This window comes from Marinomonas sp. SBI8L, assembly GCF_001624705.1.
Taxonomy (GTDB): domain Bacteria; phylum Pseudomonadota; class Gammaproteobacteria; order Pseudomonadales; family Marinomonadaceae; genus Marinomonas.
In genome coordinates, this window is sequence record NZ_JSEO01000011.1 from 78,459 (window position 1) to 96,842 (window position 18,384).

19 protein-coding genes and 2 tRNA genes are annotated in these 18,384 nt (G+C 44.1%); 13 read left to right on the top strand and 8 right to left on the bottom strand.

From position 1 onward, the window contains the following. Positions 1–104 precede the first annotated feature (104 nt). The 8 genes from OA91_RS16550 (at position 105) to OA91_RS16585 (ending at position 7,040) form a co-directional block, all read left to right on the top strand. Complete coding sequence (locus tag OA91_RS16550; RefSeq protein ID WP_046015501.1) at positions 105–1,115, top strand: aspartate carbamoyltransferase catalytic subunit; 1,011 nt, start codon at positions 105–107, stop codon at positions 1,113–1,115. A gap of 1 nt (position 1,116) precedes the next feature. Next, on the top strand, positions 1,117–2,394 hold the full coding sequence (locus OA91_RS16555; protein WP_063339148.1) for a dihydroorotase: 1,278 nt from the start codon (positions 1,117–1,119) through the stop codon (positions 2,392–2,394). Positions 2,395–2,524: 130 nt separating this feature from the next. After that, a complete protein-coding gene (locus OA91_RS16560; protein WP_063339149.1) occupies positions 2,525–3,664 on the top strand; it encodes a GGDEF domain-containing protein in 1,140 nt (379 codons plus the stop codon). Positions 3,665–3,947: 283 nt separating this feature from the next. Beyond that, complete coding sequence (locus tag OA91_RS16565) at positions 3,948–4,637, top strand: YggS family pyridoxal phosphate-dependent enzyme (protein WP_063339150.1); 690 nt, start codon at positions 3,948–3,950, stop codon at positions 4,635–4,637. A 59-nt stretch (positions 4,638–4,696) separates the two neighbouring features. Then, positions 4,697–5,533 carry a pyrroline-5-carboxylate reductase gene (gene proC, locus OA91_RS16570; RefSeq protein ID WP_063339151.1) on the top strand — a complete coding sequence of 279 codons (837 nt, stop codon included), beginning with the start codon at positions 4,697–4,699 and terminating at the stop codon, positions 5,531–5,533. A gap of 1 nt (position 5,534) precedes the next feature. Beyond that, a complete protein-coding gene (locus OA91_RS16575) occupies positions 5,535–6,080 on the top strand; it encodes a YggT family protein (protein ID WP_046015506.1) in 546 nt (181 codons plus the stop codon). A 166-nt stretch (positions 6,081–6,246) separates the two neighbouring features. Beyond that, positions 6,247–6,753 carry a pantetheine-phosphate adenylyltransferase gene (gene coaD / locus OA91_RS16580; protein ID WP_046015507.1) on the top strand — a complete coding sequence of 169 codons (507 nt, stop codon included), beginning with the start codon at positions 6,247–6,249 and terminating at the stop codon, positions 6,751–6,753. A gap of 35 nt (positions 6,754–6,788) precedes the next feature. Continuing rightward, the gene (locus OA91_RS16585) at positions 6,789–7,040 is read left to right on the top strand and encodes a YfhL family 4Fe-4S dicluster ferredoxin (protein WP_009834292.1); all 252 of its coding nucleotides are present in this window, start codon (positions 6,789–6,791) and stop codon (positions 7,038–7,040) included. A 64-nt stretch (positions 7,041–7,104) separates the two neighbouring features. On the opposite strand, the gene OA91_RS16590 is transcribed toward OA91_RS16585, so the two are convergent. After that, entirely contained in the window at positions 7,105–8,208 is a 1,104-nt protein-coding gene (locus tag OA91_RS16590; protein ID WP_063339152.1) for a potassium channel protein, read from the bottom strand. Between the two features lie 53 nt (positions 8,209–8,261). Then, a complete protein-coding gene (gene trmL, locus OA91_RS16595; RefSeq protein WP_046015509.1) occupies positions 8,262–8,738 on the bottom strand; it encodes a tRNA (uridine(34)/cytosine(34)/5-carboxymethylaminomethyluridine(34)-2'-O)-methyltransferase TrmL in 477 nt (158 codons plus the stop codon). 131 nt (positions 8,739–8,869) lie between these two features. On the opposite strand from trmL, the gene OA91_RS16600 reads away from it, so the two are divergent. The 4 genes from OA91_RS16600 (at position 8,870) to OA91_RS16615 (ending at position 10,989) form a co-directional block, all read left to right on the top strand. Then, a tRNA-Phe gene (locus tag OA91_RS16600) sits at positions 8,870–8,945 on the top strand. A gap of 408 nt (positions 8,946–9,353) precedes the next feature. Continuing rightward, positions 9,354–9,668, top strand: coding sequence for a hypothetical protein (locus tag OA91_RS16605; RefSeq protein WP_063339153.1), 315 nt, complete (start codon positions 9,354–9,356; stop codon positions 9,666–9,668). A 227-nt stretch (positions 9,669–9,895) separates the two neighbouring features. Continuing rightward, positions 9,896–10,789 carry a DMT family transporter gene (locus OA91_RS16610; RefSeq protein ID WP_063339154.1) on the top strand — a complete coding sequence of 298 codons (894 nt, stop codon included), beginning with the start codon at positions 9,896–9,898 and terminating at the stop codon, positions 10,787–10,789. A gap of 124 nt (positions 10,790–10,913) precedes the next feature. Next, a tRNA-Phe gene (locus tag OA91_RS16615) sits at positions 10,914–10,989 on the top strand. A gap of 125 nt (positions 10,990–11,114) precedes the next feature. On the opposite strand, the gene OA91_RS16620 is transcribed toward OA91_RS16615, so the two are convergent. From OA91_RS16620 to OA91_RS16645, 6 genes are all read right to left on the bottom strand, one after another. Further along, entirely contained in the window at positions 11,115–12,026 is a 912-nt protein-coding gene (locus tag OA91_RS16620) for a LysR family transcriptional regulator (RefSeq protein ID WP_063339155.1), read from the bottom strand. Positions 12,027–12,063: 37 nt separating this feature from the next. After that, entirely contained in the window at positions 12,064–13,245 is a 1,182-nt protein-coding gene (locus tag OA91_RS16625; RefSeq protein ID WP_063339156.1) for a M20 aminoacylase family protein, read from the bottom strand. Between the two features lie 2 nt (positions 13,246–13,247). Then, the gene (locus tag OA91_RS16630) at positions 13,248–14,144 is read right to left on the bottom strand and encodes a VOC family protein (protein WP_063339157.1); all 897 of its coding nucleotides are present in this window, start codon (positions 14,142–14,144) and stop codon (positions 13,248–13,250) included. 2 nt (positions 14,145–14,146) lie between these two features. After that, the gene (gene epsC, locus OA91_RS16635) at positions 14,147–14,935 is read right to left on the bottom strand and encodes a serine O-acetyltransferase EpsC (protein WP_063339158.1); all 789 of its coding nucleotides are present in this window, start codon (positions 14,933–14,935) and stop codon (positions 14,147–14,149) included. A gap of 158 nt (positions 14,936–15,093) precedes the next feature. Beyond that, complete coding sequence (locus tag OA91_RS16640) at positions 15,094–16,632, bottom strand: aldehyde dehydrogenase family protein (RefSeq protein ID WP_063339159.1); 1,539 nt, start codon at positions 16,630–16,632, stop codon at positions 15,094–15,096. Beyond that, complete coding sequence (locus OA91_RS16645; RefSeq protein ID WP_063339160.1) at positions 16,629–17,558, bottom strand: NAD(P)-dependent oxidoreductase; 930 nt, start codon at positions 17,556–17,558, stop codon at positions 16,629–16,631. The genes OA91_RS16640 and OA91_RS16645 overlap by 4 nt, the downstream gene beginning before the upstream one ends. 214 nt (positions 17,559–17,772) lie before the next feature. Between OA91_RS16645 and OA91_RS16650 the strand changes: the two genes are divergently transcribed. Further along, the gene (locus OA91_RS16650; RefSeq protein WP_063339161.1) at positions 17,773–18,378 is read left to right on the top strand and encodes a LysE family translocator; all 606 of its coding nucleotides are present in this window, start codon (positions 17,773–17,775) and stop codon (positions 18,376–18,378) included. Positions 18,379–18,384: the final 6 nt, after the last annotated feature.

Below are 18,384 nucleotides of genomic sequence, written 5' to 3' on the forward strand. Positions count from 1 at the left end.
CAAATTGTCATGCCCAGGGTAGCTTCTGCACTGGGCATTTTCCTATCATTTTAGCGAGATGATTAGAATAAGGCGGGATCGTCTTCCAGTTGAGGACATTAAGCATGATGCGCTCCGAATCTCGGGCACTACAATTAAACGATCAGGGTCAACTTAAGCACTTTCTAACGCTTGATGGATTAGATAAATCCATATTGACCGAAATACTAGATCGCGCCGACTCATTTTTAAGCATGGGTGAGCAATCGGTTAAAAAAGTACCGCTACTACGCGGTAAAACAGTTGTTAATCTCTTCTTCGAAAACTCCACTCGTACTCGTACCACTTTTGAACTAGCAGCAAAGCGTTTGTCTGCTGATGTCATCAATCTCAATATCGAAACATCAGCGACTTCGAAAGGTGAATCTCTACTAGATACCTTACAAAACCTTGAAGCTATGCAAAGCGATATGTTTATCGTGCGTCATGCGGATAGCGGTGCGCCACACTTCATTGCTGAGCACTGTACGCCTAATGTTGCCATCATAAACGCTGGAGATGGCCGTCACGCTCATCCTACGCAAGCTATGTTGGATATGTTGACTATCCGTCGCCATAAAGAAAAATTTGAAGGTCTTAAAGTCGCCATTGTGGGTGATATTTTACACTCACGTGTTGCCCGCTCTCAGATCCATGCATTGAATACTTTAGGGGTTGATGAAGTAAGGCTGATAGGCCCTAAAACCTTGGTACCAGAGCACTTTAAAGAAATGGGAGCAGAAGTCTTCCATGAATTAGAGCCCGGTCTTGAAGATGTTGATGTCATCATAATGCTGCGTTTGCAAAAAGAGCGAATGCAAGGTGCTTTGCTACCAAGTGAAAGTGAATTCTATCGTCTTTATGGTTTGACCGAAGCTTCGCTGGCGTGGGCGAAACCTGACGCGATAGTCATGCACCCAGGCCCGATTAACCGTGGGGTAGAAATTTCCTCTGAGGTTGCTGATGGTGAGCATTCAGTGATTTTGAATCAGGTAACAAACGGCATTGCTGTGCGTATGGCTGTCTTGTCCATGGCTATGAGCGGCCAGCTACAGGAAAAAGAGCAACAGGCGTCATCCACAGGAGAAACGGTTTAATATGAAAACGTGTATTAAGAATGGTCGTATTATTGACCCTAGCCAAGAACTGGATGCGGAATTAGACCTTTATATTGAAGATGAAAAAATCGTCGCTTTAGGGGATGCTCCTGCAGGCTTTGTTGCTGATGAAACGATAGATGCCAGTGGCCAGTGGGTATTGCCTGGTTTAATTGATCTTGCCGTGTCTCTGCGTGAACCTGGTTATACTCAAAAAGGTAACATAGCATCCGAAACTTTAGCCGCAGCGTCTGGTGGTGTAACCACACTGGTTTGCCAACCAGATACTAAACCTATCGTTGATACTCCTGCAGTTGCGGCTCTAATCCAAGATAAAGCCTTTGAGTCAGGACGCGCTAATGTCCTGCCTATTGGGGCGTTAACCCAAGGTCTTGAAGGTAAAAAGTTAAGTAACATGGTTGCTTTGACTGAAGCTGGCTGTGTGGCTGTCTCCAACCATAGACATCCTATGGTGAATACTAAGGTGCTATCTCGTGCTTTAGAATATGCCTCAACTCATGATTTATTAGTCATTTTTCACCCTGATGAAACTAGTCTGTCAGACGGCGGTTGTGCTCACGAAGGTGTTGTCTCAACTATGCATGGTTTATCCGGTATTCCTGAAACAGCTGAGACAATTGCACTTGCTCGTGATCTGATGCTGATTGAAAAAACTAAGGTGAAAGCTCACTTTGCTCGCTTAAGTTCAGCTAAAGCTGTAGAGATGGTTGCCGATGCAAAGGCATCTGGCTTAGATGTGACGGCAGATGTGGCATTACATAACCTTTTACTCACTGATAACGTGTTAAGTGAGTTCGATGGCCACTATCATGTATTGCCTCCATTAAGGTCTGAGGACGATAGATTAACTCTGATCGAAGGGATAAAAGCTGGCGTCATTTCGGCGATTTGTTCTGACCATCAGCCCCATGAAAAGATGGCTAAGATAGCACCGTTTTCTGCCACAGAGCCTGGTATGGCAAATTTAGAAATACTCTTGCCACTCGCTATGACTCTGATGGATGAAGGGGATTTAGACTTTAATTTACTACTGACTTGCTTAACCCAAGGGCCTGCATCTTGCTTAGGAATTGAGGCTGGTTCACTTTCTGTTGGTAGCTATGCTGACCTTGTGCTGTTTGATAGTACACAAAGATGGGAATGGTCTGGATCTAACCGTAAAACCAAGGGTCAAAACTCACCTTGGATTGGAGAAAACCTGATAGGTAAAGTGGTCTCTACCTACCTTTCAGGGCAAAAAGTTTTTCCTATCAATTAGTTAAGTCAGTATGACTGTTAACAAATTGTAATTGAAATGAAAAAAAGCTTACGCTTGATAGCTTTACTTTTAGTTGTGTAGAGTTAATCTAGTTTAAGGGTAATAGATTCAACCTAATGGCCAGGATTACATGACAAACCAATTATCAGAGCATGACATGCAAGTTAAAATAGCCCAGCTGGAACAACAGTTGGAACAGGTCCGTAATGAACGCGATGCTATGTCGCTGATTTACGACTCAAGCTACCAGATTCTTCACTACATTGCAGAAGGTGCCCCAACGGCGACCATCTTCGATGGCATGATGGATCAAATAGAGCGTTATTTTCCAAGCTATCAAGCCTGTTTAATGTTGGTCGACGAAACTGGCTCTCAATGGCGAGTAGAAGCAGGTACTGGTATAGAACATGATTTGGCGACGCCTTCTGGTGTGATCGAAGACTTTCCTATGCAGTACTTTACTAACCACCTTGAGCAATCAAAAGAGTGTCTGTTATTTGTGCCAAACCTAACTCAAAACCCAGCATGGCGTGAGTGGAATAAGGTATTAAATCAATACGACGTTGATGTGTGTATTGCTCAGCCTTTCAACTTCGAAGATGAAGGCTTTTTAGGTTACATGGTGGTATTTGCCCCTAGCTCCGAATCTCAAAACATTAATGTCTTTAAGCGTCTACTTGATTGCCTTATGCACATGTTGCATCTGTCTAGCCTAAGACAGAATGCGCAGACACGTTTACTTAACTCTGCCAACCACGACCCTTCCACTGGCTTAGCTAACCGCTATAACTTTAATACTAACTTCTCAATGATGTTGAAAGACGCAAAGCGTCATTTCCAACGTTTATCAGTGATAGTGATAGAAGCTCATCAGTCTAAAGACTTTAGCGCACCCGCAGCAGAAGACATTAAAGACAGCATCATGAAGGTAGTTGCTAAGCGCCTACAAAAAAGTGTGCGCGATAATGATTTATTAGCGCGTTTTAGTGATGCTGAATTTGTAATGGCCTTAAGAGTTAAGCATTTGGAAGACTCTGAAATCATTGCCAATAAGATTTTACAAAGCATGGAAGAAGCGATTGTTATCGAAGGCCAAAGTTATAACATCACGCTTTCGTTAGGGATTAGCTACTATCCTGAGCACTCAAGCTTCTCTGAGCTTTATTCGGCGGCGACTCATGCCAAGAATAATGCCACAGAAGAACAAAAGTATTGCATTGAATACCATGGCCGTTTCTGTAAAAGCAGTGCAGATTTATATGACTTTTAATAAATAGTGATATGATGCCTAACTTATTGCGAGTGTGAGTACTGGTGTCGGGTTAACCCATGACACCAATGATTTACATTGGGTTAGGCATATTATTCAATTCGTTCAGTTGCGATCTAATCAGGTTATTAGATAGCGTCATTAGACAAGATGGTTTTTGTATACTGAACAAAGCAGAAATAACCTAGTCTTTTTGAATTACCGACATCTTGGTAAAGATAAAAAATTACCCACACCCGCCTAAATTATTTCATCAATTTTCTGTTAGGAGTGACGATTCTCCATGGCTATTGCCGAAAATATTTCTCAGACGAAACAGCAAATAGCAAAGCTCGAACAAAAGTATCAAAGAGCTGAGCACAGTGTTGCCCTACTTGCTGTAAGCAAAACTAAGCCCACCTCAGCGATTGAAGACGCATATGCACAAGGGCAGAGGATGTTTGGCGAAAACTATGTGCAAGAAGCGGCGGATAAAAGCCAACAACTGGCTCATCTAACGGATATTGAATGGCATTTTATTGGACCGATACAATCAAATAAAAGCCGTATTGTTGCCCAGTCAATGCATTGGGTTCACACCATAGACAGAGAAAAAATCGCTACACGTTTAAGTGAGCAGAGGCCAGCAGACTTACCGCCTTTGAATGTATGTATTCAGGTAAATATTAGTGGAGAAGCCTCTAAATCCGGTATTTTACTCACCGAATTAGATTCACTTGTTGAAATAGTGAACAATCAGCCCAATCTTATCCTTCGAGGCTTGATGGCAATACCTGCACCACAAACCTCATTAGACGATCAGCTCACAACTTATAAGCCTTTGTATCAGGCTTATCAGGCACTGGCTGATAAATACGACACAATTGACACCCTATCCATAGGTATGTCGGGTGATATGGAAGCGGCGATTGCCAGTGGTAGTAGCATGGTACGTATAGGTACCGCTATATTTGGCGCCAGAGATTACACTTAGATTTATTTGAATTTAGATTATCATTAGGGCAAACCTGATGATTGAGATTAGGAACTAACATGCAAGCAAGCATCGCTTTTATCGGCGTAGGCAATATGGCAGGCGCGATCATACGTGGCCTGATTCAAAATGGTTATCCAGCAGACTTAATTACTGGCACAGCAAGGGGTGAGGAAAAGCGTCAGGCCTTTACCCAAGAGCTTGGCATCAATATGACTGATGACAATAATGCCGCAGTCGCTGAAGCGGATGTGGTGGTTTTGTGTGTAAAACCAGCGCAAATGGCTGATGTTATCGCTGGTTTTAAGTCCGTCATTAGCCCAGACCAAGTGTATTTATCTGTTGCAGCTGGTTTAGGTTTAGAGAGCTTAAGCGATTGGCTAGGCGATGTCGCTATTGTACGTAGCATGCCAAATACACCAGCACAGTTAGGTTCTGGTATGACAGGCTTAATTGCTAATGACAAAGTAACAGATGCTCATAAAGATTGGGTGACTGAGTTATTTGCGAGTGTCGGAGACTCTTTGTGGGTGGAAGACGAAAAGCAGATGCACACGGTAACAGCTCTTTCTGGCAGTGCTCCCGCTTATTTCTTTCGCTTTTTAGAAGCCATGATCAAAAGTGGTCAAACACAAGGTTTAGACGAAGCATCTTGTCGTAAATTGGCATCTTATACTATGTTAGGTGCTGCTAGGATGGTGACAGAAACCAGTGAAGATATAAGTCAACTACGCAAAAATATTACTTCCCCGAATGGGACAACAGAACAAGCGCTTAACTCGTTTGAAGCGAGTGATATTGACCTGATAGTGGATCAGGCAATGCAGGCTTGTATTAATCGATCGAATGAAATGGCGACTTTATTTGCCTCAACGACAGAGAATAAGGACTCATAAAATGACGTCAGATCCTATTATTTTTCTAATTAAAACATTAGCAAACCTGTATTTGTTTGTGGTTTTACTAAGGTTGCTACTGCAACTAACCAGAGCTGATTTTTACAACCCGATCAGTCAGGGAATAGTAAAAGCCACTAACCCACTTGTGTTACCTTTACGTAAGTTTGTGCCCTCTGTAGCACGAGTAGATTCTGCTTCTGTTGTACTCGCATTATTAGTGCAATTGGCTACGGTTGCCGTGGTATTTCTCTGGGTTGGTTATAAAGCCGATGTCTCCCAATATTTTATTTATACCTTTGTTGGTGTGATCTACCATTTATTGGATTTATATTTCTGGGCTATGCTAATTTCGGTAATTTTAAGCTGGGTTGCCCCGACGGCAAGCCATCCTGGTGCGCTTTTAGTACAACAAATAACCGAGCCACTATACCGCTTTGTGAGAGGTTTTGTGCCTAATCTAGGTGGCTTAGACATCTCTCCGATTTTTATTTTCTTAGGAATTACCTTTGCTAAACAGATGCTAGCAGGCTTCGGTGTGATATAAGGTTTTCTATGATTATAGCCCTGAGTTAATGTCAGGTATCTAATCAGGTGAATTGAGTACAAGGGCGTTATTCGATATGATGCGCGCCTTTGATGGAAAATATGTGTAGAAACAAAGTGTGTTATTCACTGTTTCCTCCTTTAAAATATAAGTTCGGATGAGTGCTATGAGTGCAATTGCGGTTTACCCTGGAACATTTGACCCTATTACCAATGGCCATGCCGACTTGGTTGAGAGAGCTGCACGTTTATTTAGCAAAGTGGTTGTTGCAGTGGCAGCTAGCCCTAAAAAACGCCCAGTGCTAGATCATGATGTACGTATTGCCTTAGCGCGCAAAGTATTAGGCCATTTACCAAATGTTGAAGTGGTTGGTTTTGATAACCTGCTAACTGAATTTACTCGTTCAGTAAATGGGCAAGTGGTTGTGCGTGGACTACGTGCGGTTTCTGACTTTGAATACGAATTCCAACTAGCGAATATGAACCGAGTGATAGCACCAGATGTTGAAAGTTTATTTTTAACACCTTCTGAAAAACACTCTTATATCTCATCTACACTAGTGAGAGAGATTGCTTCTCTAGGTGGCGACTTTGGTTTGTTTGTTCATCCTGAAGTGGAATCTGTATTGCAAGCACGCTATCTAAGCTTAAAAGCTGAATCCGAAGCCAAATAGGCTGAATAGATAGTCGTTAGCGTTAGGAAATTATTATGTCTCTAAAAATTACTGACGAATGCATCAACTGTGATGTGTGTGAACCTGAATGTCCTAATGAGGCCATTTACCCAGGTGAGCTAATCTATGAAATAGAGCCAGCTAAATGCACCGAATGTGTGGGGCATTATGATGAGCCACAATGTCAGATAGTCTGCCCAGTAGACTGTATTCCTCTTGATCCTAATCATAAGGAAACAGAAGAACAGCTAATGGAAAAATACCTGACCCTGACAGGCCAGCTGTAGCAAATAGTTTGCATAAAAAAGCCAGTACTGGAATCCAGTGCTGGCTTTTTTTATGCGGTTTTATTTAGTGAGTAAACAGTGCCTGCAAACTCTGCTTATCTGGCAAAGCATTATCATCATCTACCATTACGATCAGAGAGTTCGCTTGGATCTCTAACTTAGCTTTTGGCTGAGTCACTATCTCACCTTGAGTGTTTTCATAACCCAAAGCCGTACCAATTCCTGCTTTCATCAAAGTAATTACGACATCGGCCCAACTCGTATCACGAATAGTGACTTGCAAACGCACCGTGTGATCCCCTTGGTGACGGAATAAGTCTTCGAGTACTTGCTCTGTGCCAGGTGCGATAAGAGAACGTACCAGCATCTCAGGATAAGCCCTGACAGGACGAATAACCGCATTAGCGCCCGCTTCTTTAAATCTAGCTCTATTATGGTCATTAACTGCCTCAGCTAAGATATAGGCTGAGCTATTAAGTGCTTTGATACGATGAAGAATATCGAAGACGAGACTATCACTGTGAGCATTTTGGCTATCAGGGCTCAGTACCACAATAAACTTGGCTTTTTCAGCACTACAGGCTTCTAACGCACCTTCATTAGTGGCTTCACCTGTCTGGTGAACCGCACCAAAGCTTCGTAAGCTAAGTGGCAAGCCTTCCGGAAAGTCAGGCGTTAAAAACTGAATAGGCGTATTTTCAAGATCAGGAGTGTTACATACCTGATCAACCAAACGCTCTAAATAGGATTCAGTGTATAAAGTCGGGGTATTGATAATTAACAAATGGTCATGCATGTTTTCCCACTCCAATTGGCCTTTAATGCCCATCTCTTTCTTTTGAATTCTAAGCTCAATGTAATCACTGGCAATCTGTGCAAGTAAGGCTATGCCTAATCCGTAAATCAGCACTATGGTGGTGGCTTGCCCCCAAAAGCTGGCTGCAGAAATATCACCATAACCCGTGGTACTTGCCGACGTCATGGTAAGCCAGAATGCTTGCCACCAATCCATCTCTTCGAATAACACCATAGCGATGCTATGGGCCGCTAATACCAAGGCTAATAATAGAAATCGGGTTTTTAAATCTCGAGCAGCATGCATAAAGACACGCTTACGAAAATCACCGCGCTTTCTTTTCTTCCTGAAACTTGACCAAAATGAATGCATCTTAGTGAATCACCCCTCTTACTTAATCCTATTCGCTAGTCGTTAACTCGCCTCTAGTCTAATTCTGCTGGCATAGCATAATCCAGCTGACGCCAAGACTCATACACCATGATGGCAACCGTATTAGACAGGTTCAAACTACGGCTATTAGGCTGCATAGGCAGTCTTAGTCTCTGCTCTTCTGGTAAGGCTTCGATAAACTCAATGGGTAAACCACGGGTTTCTGGACCAAATACCAAGACATCATTTTCTTCAAACTTAACTTCACTCGGAATCTTGCAGCCTTTGGTCGTTAACGCATAAACATTGCCTAACTCTTCTTGAGAGTCGACAAAAGCTTGCCAGTCTTTGTGGCGTTTTACACGGGCTACTTCATGATAATCCAAGCCTGCACGACGTACTTTTTTCTCGTCTAAATCAAAACCTAAAGGTTCGATCAAATGTAGCCTATAGCCAGTATTGGCACATAAGCGAATGACATTACCTGTATTAGGTGGAATTTCCGGTTGGTACAAAACAATATTAAGCATAAATTGGGCCTCTTTAGATAGGCTGCATATTATCAGAAATTCAAGGATAGCTAAGTCATTGTTAAAAAAATCAAAATTATTTAAAAAAGTGGTTGACGACTAAGCCGTCTCATATATAATACGCCGCACTTGCCCTGATAGCTCAGTCGGTAGAGCAGAGGATTGAAAATCCTCGTGTCCGTGGTTCGATTCCGCGTCAGGGCACCATTATTTCCGAAAAAGGCCAGCTTTCAAGCTGGCCTTTTTTCGTTCAGACTTTCGCAAATAGAGCAATTTGCAAAAGCAAAAAGCCCCATAGGCCTTGGTCTGTGGGGCTTTTTTATGACCTAAATTTTATAGTTTTATGCTTTTAGGGCACGCCCTTCGGGCCTTTCAGCCTACGTTGTCTCTTCGTGAAAGGGACCTAGATTAAGTCAAAGAGACGTCTTGATAGATACTTTTCTCTATATGCTTTAAAAGAGCAGACTGAAAATAGGAGGCTTAACCGCAACTTCCCTAGACTACGCCATTCAAATTACAGAGCGCTTATCGCATAATAAGAAAGGCAGGCTTTAAGGATAGAGGCCAAGACTGGTCTTATTTAGGTCTAAAGAATAATCAAAACTAAGGAAAGGTATGGACGCCATCGAAAAAAGAGATACAAGTATCGCCAATCAGCTAGGAAGCAATGAATTACCTGAGTTTGATGCCATAGGCGTTGAGCAACTCGAAGCCATGTTACGTTTAAGGATGGCCGACTTTCTCGTTAACCAGCAAGAAGTGGACGGCCAAATGTGTAAAGGCAGCCTCAATCTACTGTCCGAAATGTCAGATGTCCCCTCCTCTTACCTACACCAGTTCTTTCAAGAGAAATCTATCTGTATTACCAACATGAACAAGTTGGCCAACCATTTCAACGTGAAGTACGTAGTGATGAATTTTCCAGTGTGATATGACACGCTATTTTTACAAATAGCCTTACAAACCTCTGAAATAAAAGGATGATTTTAAGTCTGTTAACTTTAGTCATTCTTTTTTAGCTAATAAGCACACTAATGATTTGCTTGAAAGCGAGATAGTCTTACTACTTTCTGTAAGACTATCTTTAAAATTTCCTTTGACCTGTCTATTGGTTACACCTTGAAAATACCTATCCAGTTGAATAAGGTGAATCAATTATGCTCAGTCTCATGAAACAATATCAATTACCCAAACCCTTGCAGGGCGTGGCTCTCGCTCTGGTCTCTACGTGTCTGTTTGTGTGTGTGGGTGCCCTAGTGCGTATTCTCAGCGAGCAAATAGATCTGTTTCAAATTCTCCTTGTGCGCCAGCTCGTGTTTATTCTGGTACTGATGCCAGCTATCTGGGTGTCGTTAGATGTATTGCTCAAACCTGCCAAAGTAAAACTGCATCTGTTACGTATTTTAGGTGCCTTTTTAGCTTTGTACCTAGGCTTTGTCACTGTTAGTAATTTGCCTTTGGCAGATGCGACTGCCCTTGGTTTTACTCAAGTGTTATTTGTCGCCATCATTTCCAAAATCTTTTTATCCGAATCTGTCGGTGTGAACCGGGTTGTGACTGTCTTAGTAGGCTTTGTGGGTGTCATGCTGGTGGTGCAACCCAGTTTTGAAGCAGTTTCTTTATTGTATACCTTGGCGGGTTTAGGTGGGGCTTTAGGGGCTGCGATTGCTGTGGTCTGTGTGCGTCAGATGTCGAAAACAGAATCTCGTACTGTCTTGCTGACTTATCAAGCCGTGTTTGTTGGTTTGATTGCGCTCATTCCTAGTTTGTTTGTCTGGCAATCGCCCACAGCGACCCAGTGGCTCTTACTCGTGCTCGTGGGTGTTATCTCATCTATCGCTCAGTGGGTTGGTGTTAGTGCTTACAAACTTGCTGAAGCTAATATTGTGGCTAATGTTGAATATGCCAAAATGATCTACTCATTGATATTGGGCTACTTTCTCTTTAGTGAATTACCTAATGAGTTAGCTGTAGTGGGTGTGCTTATCATTATTGGCAGCGCGTTTCTGCCTTTCATGGATAAAGTGTTTAAGAAACGAACCTCTTTTTAAAGCTTAAAAAGGGTTAACTGCTGAGTGTTAATTGAGCACTTTATTTTGTAATGAGAAGTGACGCTAAGATACTGAAAAATAAGGTCGCGATTTCGTAAAACATCCTATATAATGCTGCGCGATTGCCCTGATAGCTCAGTCGGTAGAGCAGAGGATTGAAAATCCTCGTGTCCGTGGTTCGATTCCGCGTCAGGGCACCATCATTCAAAAAGGCCAGCTTTTAAAGCTGGCCTTTTTTGGTTTAAATTGCCACTTTTCTATTCTTTTCTTTCTTTTTAAGGTTTTCATTACCTGTTTTTTCTCAGGAAGCATTTTTCTAAATACGCTATTCGTTAAAGGCTTTCATCCAAGCGCTCAGATGTTGTAATAGCTGATGAGGACCTGCTGATAATTGACGACCAAGCCGTGTGATCATGTGCGCTTCCCCTTGGGCAAGAAGCTGATTATCTATGGGAATTGCCACAAGCTGCTTATCTTCAATTTCCCTTGAGACGACAAAGGCTGGCATAAAGGTAAAGCCCATTTCTGAGCGCACAAACTGCTTTAATACAGCGATAGAGTCTGTGGTTAAAACAGGTTTAAAGCGTATCTTCTCTTGGAATTCAGCCATGGCTAGCAGTTGTCGCATACCAAATTGCGGCTCTTGCAAGGCGACGGGATAGTCTAATAATTGGGTTAGGCTCAGTGGCCTTTCTAGCTGAGTAATTGGGTGGTCAGGAGAGACTATGGCGCAAATGGGCTGGCAGCTAATGGCTTGAGAGCGAATATTAGGCTGGCTGGTTGGATGAAATAACAAACCCATGTGGGCTTCGTCTTCTTCTACTTGGCGAATCACTTCGTTAGAGCCGCCCATATTGATAGAAAGCGTTAAAGCTGGGTAGCGTTTATTAAATTCAGGTAAAGGGCCAGACATGAGATCACTGACAAAGCCTTCTCCCACTGCGAGCTTGATATGGCCTCTTTCTAAGCCTTCTAACGCTTGTAACTTGGCTAAGCAGGTTTCTTCGCTAGATAAGGATTGTCGATAATAGCTGAGTAGTATTTCCCCAGCTTCTGTTGCAGTTACACCTTTTCGGTGTCTTTCTATTAGGGTACAGGCGAGTTCTTCTTCTAGTAAGGCAATTTGTCGACTGACCGCAGATGGGGCTAAATTGAGCTTGTCAGCAGCGGCTCTTACCGTACCTAGGCTAACAGCCTCATAGAGGTAAGCAAGGCGCTGTTCTTTTATCTCTTTCATTGCTTCTCCCTATAAGGCTGTGTTGATTAGTTAGCGGCTAGCGCTCTTTATTAATGGCGAGCTTATGTTGTACCAACTTCACCCAAAAGTTTGCGCCTAAGGCCAGTACCTTGTCATTAAAATCATAGTAGGGGTTATGTAACCCACGACCACCTTCCGCGCTACCATTGCCTATCCAGATGTAAGCCCCAGGTTTTTGCTCTAGCATAAAGGCAAAGTCTTCTGCCCCCATACTTGGGTCTAGGTTGCGCTCTACTTTTTCGCTACCAACGAGTGAATTAGCCACTAAAGCGCAGGTTTCACTATGCTCTTTATCATTAATGGTACTGGGATAAACACGGCGATAGTCTAGCTCTCCCACGGCCCCATAAGCTTGGCACAGGTTTTCGACTTGCTGGCGCATATTGGCTTCAAGCAAATCCTGAGTTTGTTTAGAGAAGGCACGACAGGTACCAGATAAGGTGGCACTGTCAGGTACTACGTTATAGGCATCGCCTCCTTGCATCTTGGTAATACTGATGACACCCGATTCAAGCGGGTTTAATACTCTTGAGACGATGCTTTGTAGCGAAGTGATTAACTGCCCTGCTATCACAACAGGGTCGACGCCCATATGTGGCATGCCTGCGTGGCAGCCTTTGCCTGTGATCTTAATATCAAACACATCCATAGAGGCCATAACAGGGCCATCATGGACGGCAAAATGCCCTTCTTCTAACCCTGGCCAGTTATGCATACCGTAAACCGCATCTATGTTAAAACGCTCAAACAAGCCTTCTTCACACATACGCTTAGCGCCGGCTTCACCTTCTTCCGCGGGTTGGAAGATAAAAACTAAACTGCCTGCGAAATCTCTATGTTCCGCAAGGTATTTAGCAGCGCCTAACAACATAGCCGTATGGCCATCATGGCCACAACCATGCATTTTTCCCTTGTGTTTAGAGCAATGGTCGAAGGCGTTAAGCTCTTCTAGGTGAAGTGCATCCATGTCGGCTCTTAGGGCGATAGTATTAGGGCCTTCTTGCTTGCCCTTAAGCGTGGCCACTACCCCAGTTTCGGCTATGCCTGTGGTGACGTCTAAGCCAAAACTCGTTAGTAGGTCGGCCACTTTGGCCGCCGTTCTGTGTTCTTCAAAGGCGGTTTCGGGATGAGCGTGGAGATCTCTGCGCCACTGGCGCATAGTCTGGTGTAATTCCCCTTCGGTTGGGATGAATGACATGCTTAGTCCTCAGCTTTTTCTGGGTATATTTCAATAATGGTATTGCCCGCATAGCTTGCCGGGATGCGCAAGCCACCTTCTTCTGTGGTGTGGTAGCTTACCTGATTTTTGTCCAAATGGGCCTTCGCCTTAGTAATAGAGTGGGTTGTGACGCGAATCGCGACACCACTCGGTTGTTGTTCAGGGGTAATAGGCACCTCTACACCTGCAAATCTTATTTGAGCCTGTGCTGGTGTGAATATTTCAAAATCGCCTCTATCTGTACTTACTTCTAACATGTCTTCTGTCAGTGTTACCGCCTCTTCGCCATAGATACCGACAAACCTTGGATAAAGGGTTTCTGGTGAGTCTGCCACATAACTGACTTTGGTAATGGCATTTGCACCATTGGCATGTGTCATCCAGTCTTTAACCCAGACTAGATGGGGCTTGTGCTGGTGGCAAAAGAAATGAGAAATAGCCGGAAACTCAGTATTAATCAGCATAACAAGGGAGACAACGGCTTCTTCCTCGCTACCATCTGGTCTGTGGGCGATACGACGAAAATCCACTAAACCTTGATTTTCGACTAGCCTATCCTGCATTAATTGATGATCTTGCCTAGCATCTTCACTGTGCAGTGCGACTAGAGCTAAGCCTTCTTTGCGCGCTAAGGAATCACTGATAAAGCGGCCGAAGGCAAAGCCTTTCTCATTTTTCTGATCCAGCTTAGAGGCGTCATAAATACTGATCACTTCGATAAAGTTTTCAGGAAACATAAGCAAGTGGTTGTCTGTTCCCCAAGGGTGATGGTGTCTTGGGTTAATAAAGAAGCCTAAGCGAGCAAAGTCTTCACAGGCCTTGTCCATATCCTTGACTGCAACCAGAGGGTGATCTATTCCAAGATGATTTTTAGTCATGCCTAATCCTTATGCTTTTTTATGTTTGAACTGAGCGTATTAGATGCAAGCGGCTGAGCAACTTTACCAACCACTGTAGTATTAGCCGCAACGGCTTTTACCACCACAGTGCCCCCTGCAACCTTGGCGTTTTCGCCAATTTCGATATTGCCAAATACCTGAGTGCCCGCGCCGATAAAAGCGCCCTTACGGACTTTAGGGTGTCTATCACCCTCACCTTTTCCTGTGCCACCTAGGGTGACACTTTGGAACAAAGTCACATCATCTTCAATAACCGCCGTTTCGCCTATCACGATACCCACCGCGTGATCCATAAAGATGCCTGCACCTATTTTCGCTCCTGGGTGTATATCGACCCCAAAGAGAGAGACCATGCGGCCCTGAATATACAAGGCGAGTGCCTCTTGATTATGGTGCCAAAAATAGTGAGAAAACCTATGACACTCAAGGGCTTGATAGCCACCAAAGTACAATAAGGGAGTGTAATGATCCTTGATAGAGGCATTCGTTTGTAATTGACACAAAAGGTCTGCCAAGGCGGCTTGGTATATCTTAGGCTCAGCTAACATGGTGACTTCTAATGTGTCTTGCCATCTTGCTACTTGCTCTGGAGAGTCGCTTAGCTTCTCGGCAAGTACATAAGCAAGCGCTGCCTGATAACTAGGATGTTGAAGGATGTTTCTTTGATAAAAGCGGCTTAGTAGCTCAAACTCATTTGCTATCGCTTGCGCTTCCTCAAGAATCCTTTGCCAAAGATTTTCTGTGTCTACTTCGCGTTTAAAATCGGCCATCTTACCTCCGAATAAAAAGCAGCGCCCCTTAAATTAGTTAAAACAAGTACTAGTTAAAACAAGCAAAACAAGGCGCTGAAAAAGTGCGCTTCTGTCATATCCTGTGAACCAGAGATAGCAGAAACGCTAGGGTCTCATCGTGAACAGATGAGGTGCACTTACTCTATTGAATACCCAAATTGAATCGCCGCATCTCTGGCGGTTTCGACCCAAACACTCTTGGTTTGAGTGTATTCCAACAAGCCTTCATAGCCACTTGAGCGGCCATAGCCGCTCTCGCCAAACCCACCAAAAGGCGACATAACATTGATGGCCTTATAGCTATTCACCCAAAAAGTGCCGGCATTCACTTGAGCTGCCATTCTATGGGCTCTACCTACGTCCGCTGTCCACGCTGCTCCCGCTAGGCCAAAGCGACTTGCATTAGCAATGGCAACAGCCTCATCCTCATCATCAAAAGGAATCACAGACACCACAGGGCCAAAGATCTCCTCTTGTGCCACGGCCATGGCATTATCAACCTCAGCTAATACGGTGGGACGATAGAAGTAGCCTTCTTCACCGCCACGGATATCAGCTCGACAGCCTCCGCTAGCAACTACAGCGCCTTCAGCAACCCCTTGATTAACCAAACTATTGATATGCTGGTATTGGGTTAAGTTATTAATTGGGCCTACCATGGTGTCGTCTAGCCAAGGCAAACCAACTGGAATTTTGCTGGTTGCAGAAGCAAGCCTCTCGACCATTTCTGCGTAAACCCCTCTTTGTACTAATAAGCGTGAACCCGAGACACAGCTTTGTCCCGCCGCTGCAAAAACGGCTGCTTGTGCGCCGACGACGGCTCTGTCTAAATCTCCATCATTAAAGACGATATTGGCAGACTTGCCACCTAGCTCAAGTACACAAGGAATCACTCTTTGGGCGGATGCTGCCGCTATGATGCCGCCTGTTTTAGGTGAACCAACAAAAACGACTTTTTTCGTTGCTGGGTTCGCAATAGCAGCGGCACCCGTGGTGTGGCCTAAGCCATTAATGACATTGACTAAACCTTTGGGTACACCTGCCTCCTCTATCAATTTAACCAGTACAGTTGTGCTTAAAGGGGTTAATTCAGAGGGTTTTAATAACACGGCATTACCGGCACAAATGGCCGGCGCTATTTGCCAACCACCCGTGAAGACAGGAGCATTCCATGGGGTAATTTGAGTGACCACACCATAAGGTTCGTGACGTGTGTAGTTCAGATGGCTAGTGGGAACAGGGATAACCTGACCTGTCATCTTGTCACACCAGCCACCATAGTATTCAAACATATCAGCGACTTTAGCGACCTCTACTCGACAATCTCGAATGGGCTTACCGGCTGAAATAGACTCTAGCTGGGCAACTTCTTCTGCGACTTGGCGTATTTTAGCGCCACAAGCCCACATAATCTGGCCTCTGGCGGTTGCTGTTTTCGCCCACCAACGCTTTTGAGCAGCCATGGCTGCATCCGCAGCGGTTTGTACAATGGCTTCGCCTGCATCCTGGTAACTCATAAAGTGCTGGCCTGTGGCAGGGTTAGTCAGATGAATTGTTTCGCCTTTACCTAAAGCCATTTCACCCGCTACCCAACTGCCAAAGCGACTATCACCTAAAAGTGTGATTAGAAGTTGCTCGACTTCTTGCTCTCCGTTTTTTTGGATATTAAGGCTCATGACTCTTCTCCTTTTGGGTGTTCATTGATCTGGTCTATATTTTTGATGATGCAGTTAAAGTCGTCCTGATCGGCGATATTGTCTGCACTTGCATGCCAAATTGACGAAGTTTGCTCTGCCATTGGCAAGCTTAACCCCATGTCTTCTATCAACTGCTTAGCAAGACGCACATCTTTACGCATAAGTTGCATGGTAAAACCTGAGTTAAATTCCTCATTTAAAATCCAGCGAGGAAAGTTCACTTCACTCACCGCACTTCGGCCTGAACCCGCATTTAAACCTGCAATTAACGCCTCTGGATCAAGCCCAGCTTTTTTACCAAGAGAAATGGCTTCGGCGGTGGTCACAAGGTGGGCAGCGCATAGCAGGTTATTGATTAACTTCGCCACATGGCCATTGCCAGATTCACCTAGGTGCACCACCTTGCTGCTTAGCGCATCTAAGAAAGGTTTTGCTCTTTGTAAGGCTGCAATTTCACCTCCAACTACCATCACCATGGTGCCAGCCGCTGCGCCTGCTGGACCGCCACTGACTGGGCTGTCTAAAAGCTGGTGGCCATGACTCGCTAACTCAGCTGCTAGAGCGCGTGTTACCTCAGGTTCAGAGGTAGACGTATCCATAATCAAGCTATTGGCTTGCGCGTTTTCTATAATGCCGCCCTCACCCTTGATAACCGCTTGCACATGTTTAGCCATAGGCAGAGACAGAATAATCACTTGGCAGCTTTGGCAAAGTGCTTTTGTATCTGCTGCTATGGTGACGCCCAAAGCTTGGGCTGCTCGCTTTTGTTCTTCGCCAAGATCTGTCCCTATGACATGAAAGCCCTCTCGTAGCAGGGTTTTAGCCATGCCATAGCCCATGCTACCTAAACCGATAATGCCGACGGTTGTGCCTGTCACTTTTTTACTCGTATTCACTTCTGTCATAGCTACCTCTGAATTCTTTACTTAGCTTTCATGCCATTCTTACTAATCTCTCTGTTATGAATAAGTAGTTGAAAATGAATTTATTGTTCTAATTTTCGCAACACAAAATAAAGTATGAGTTTTGGCGCAGCGCAATAACGTTCAATCTTTTCAAATGAGGCTGATTTAAACTGCAAGCATTCATATCGTGTGAGAACCTTTTGAGGATGCTGAAATGTTTGCTGTCGTTATTTCTATGATGCTATTTGCCTTGATAGGCGCGATTTCCCCAGGACCTGTGAATATTATTGCCACAGGAACCGCAGCCAGTTTCGGTTTTAAACGTACCCTTCCCCATGTGATTGGCGCGACGTTGGCGTATACCTTGATTGTATTTTTAGCAGGTATTGGTTTAAGCCAACTGCTTTTTGCCTTTCCTAGCTTGAGCCAAGTGCTACAAGTGTGTGGCTCTGCCTTTCTGCTTTATATGGCGTATAAAATCGGCTCAGCACCTGTGCAATCCATGGAAGACGATAGCCAGAAGCAATCACCTCCTAGCCTATTACAGGGCGCTTTAAGTCAATGGCTCAACCCAAAAGCTTGGTTAGTGTCTATGTCTGGGGTGGCAGTATTTGTGAATGTGAATAACCCTTACTATCTGTACCTCTTGGCTTTTTGTCTTGTCTCATTCTTTATGTGTTTTATTGGGATTGGTTCTTGGGCCTTGATGGGAGACGTCATTCGTCGCTTTTTATCTAACGCTAAGCAGCAGGTGTTATTTAATCGACTTATGGCGATCTTGTTAGTAATCTTAGTTGTCTTAATGACGGTTAGTTTTTAACCAAAG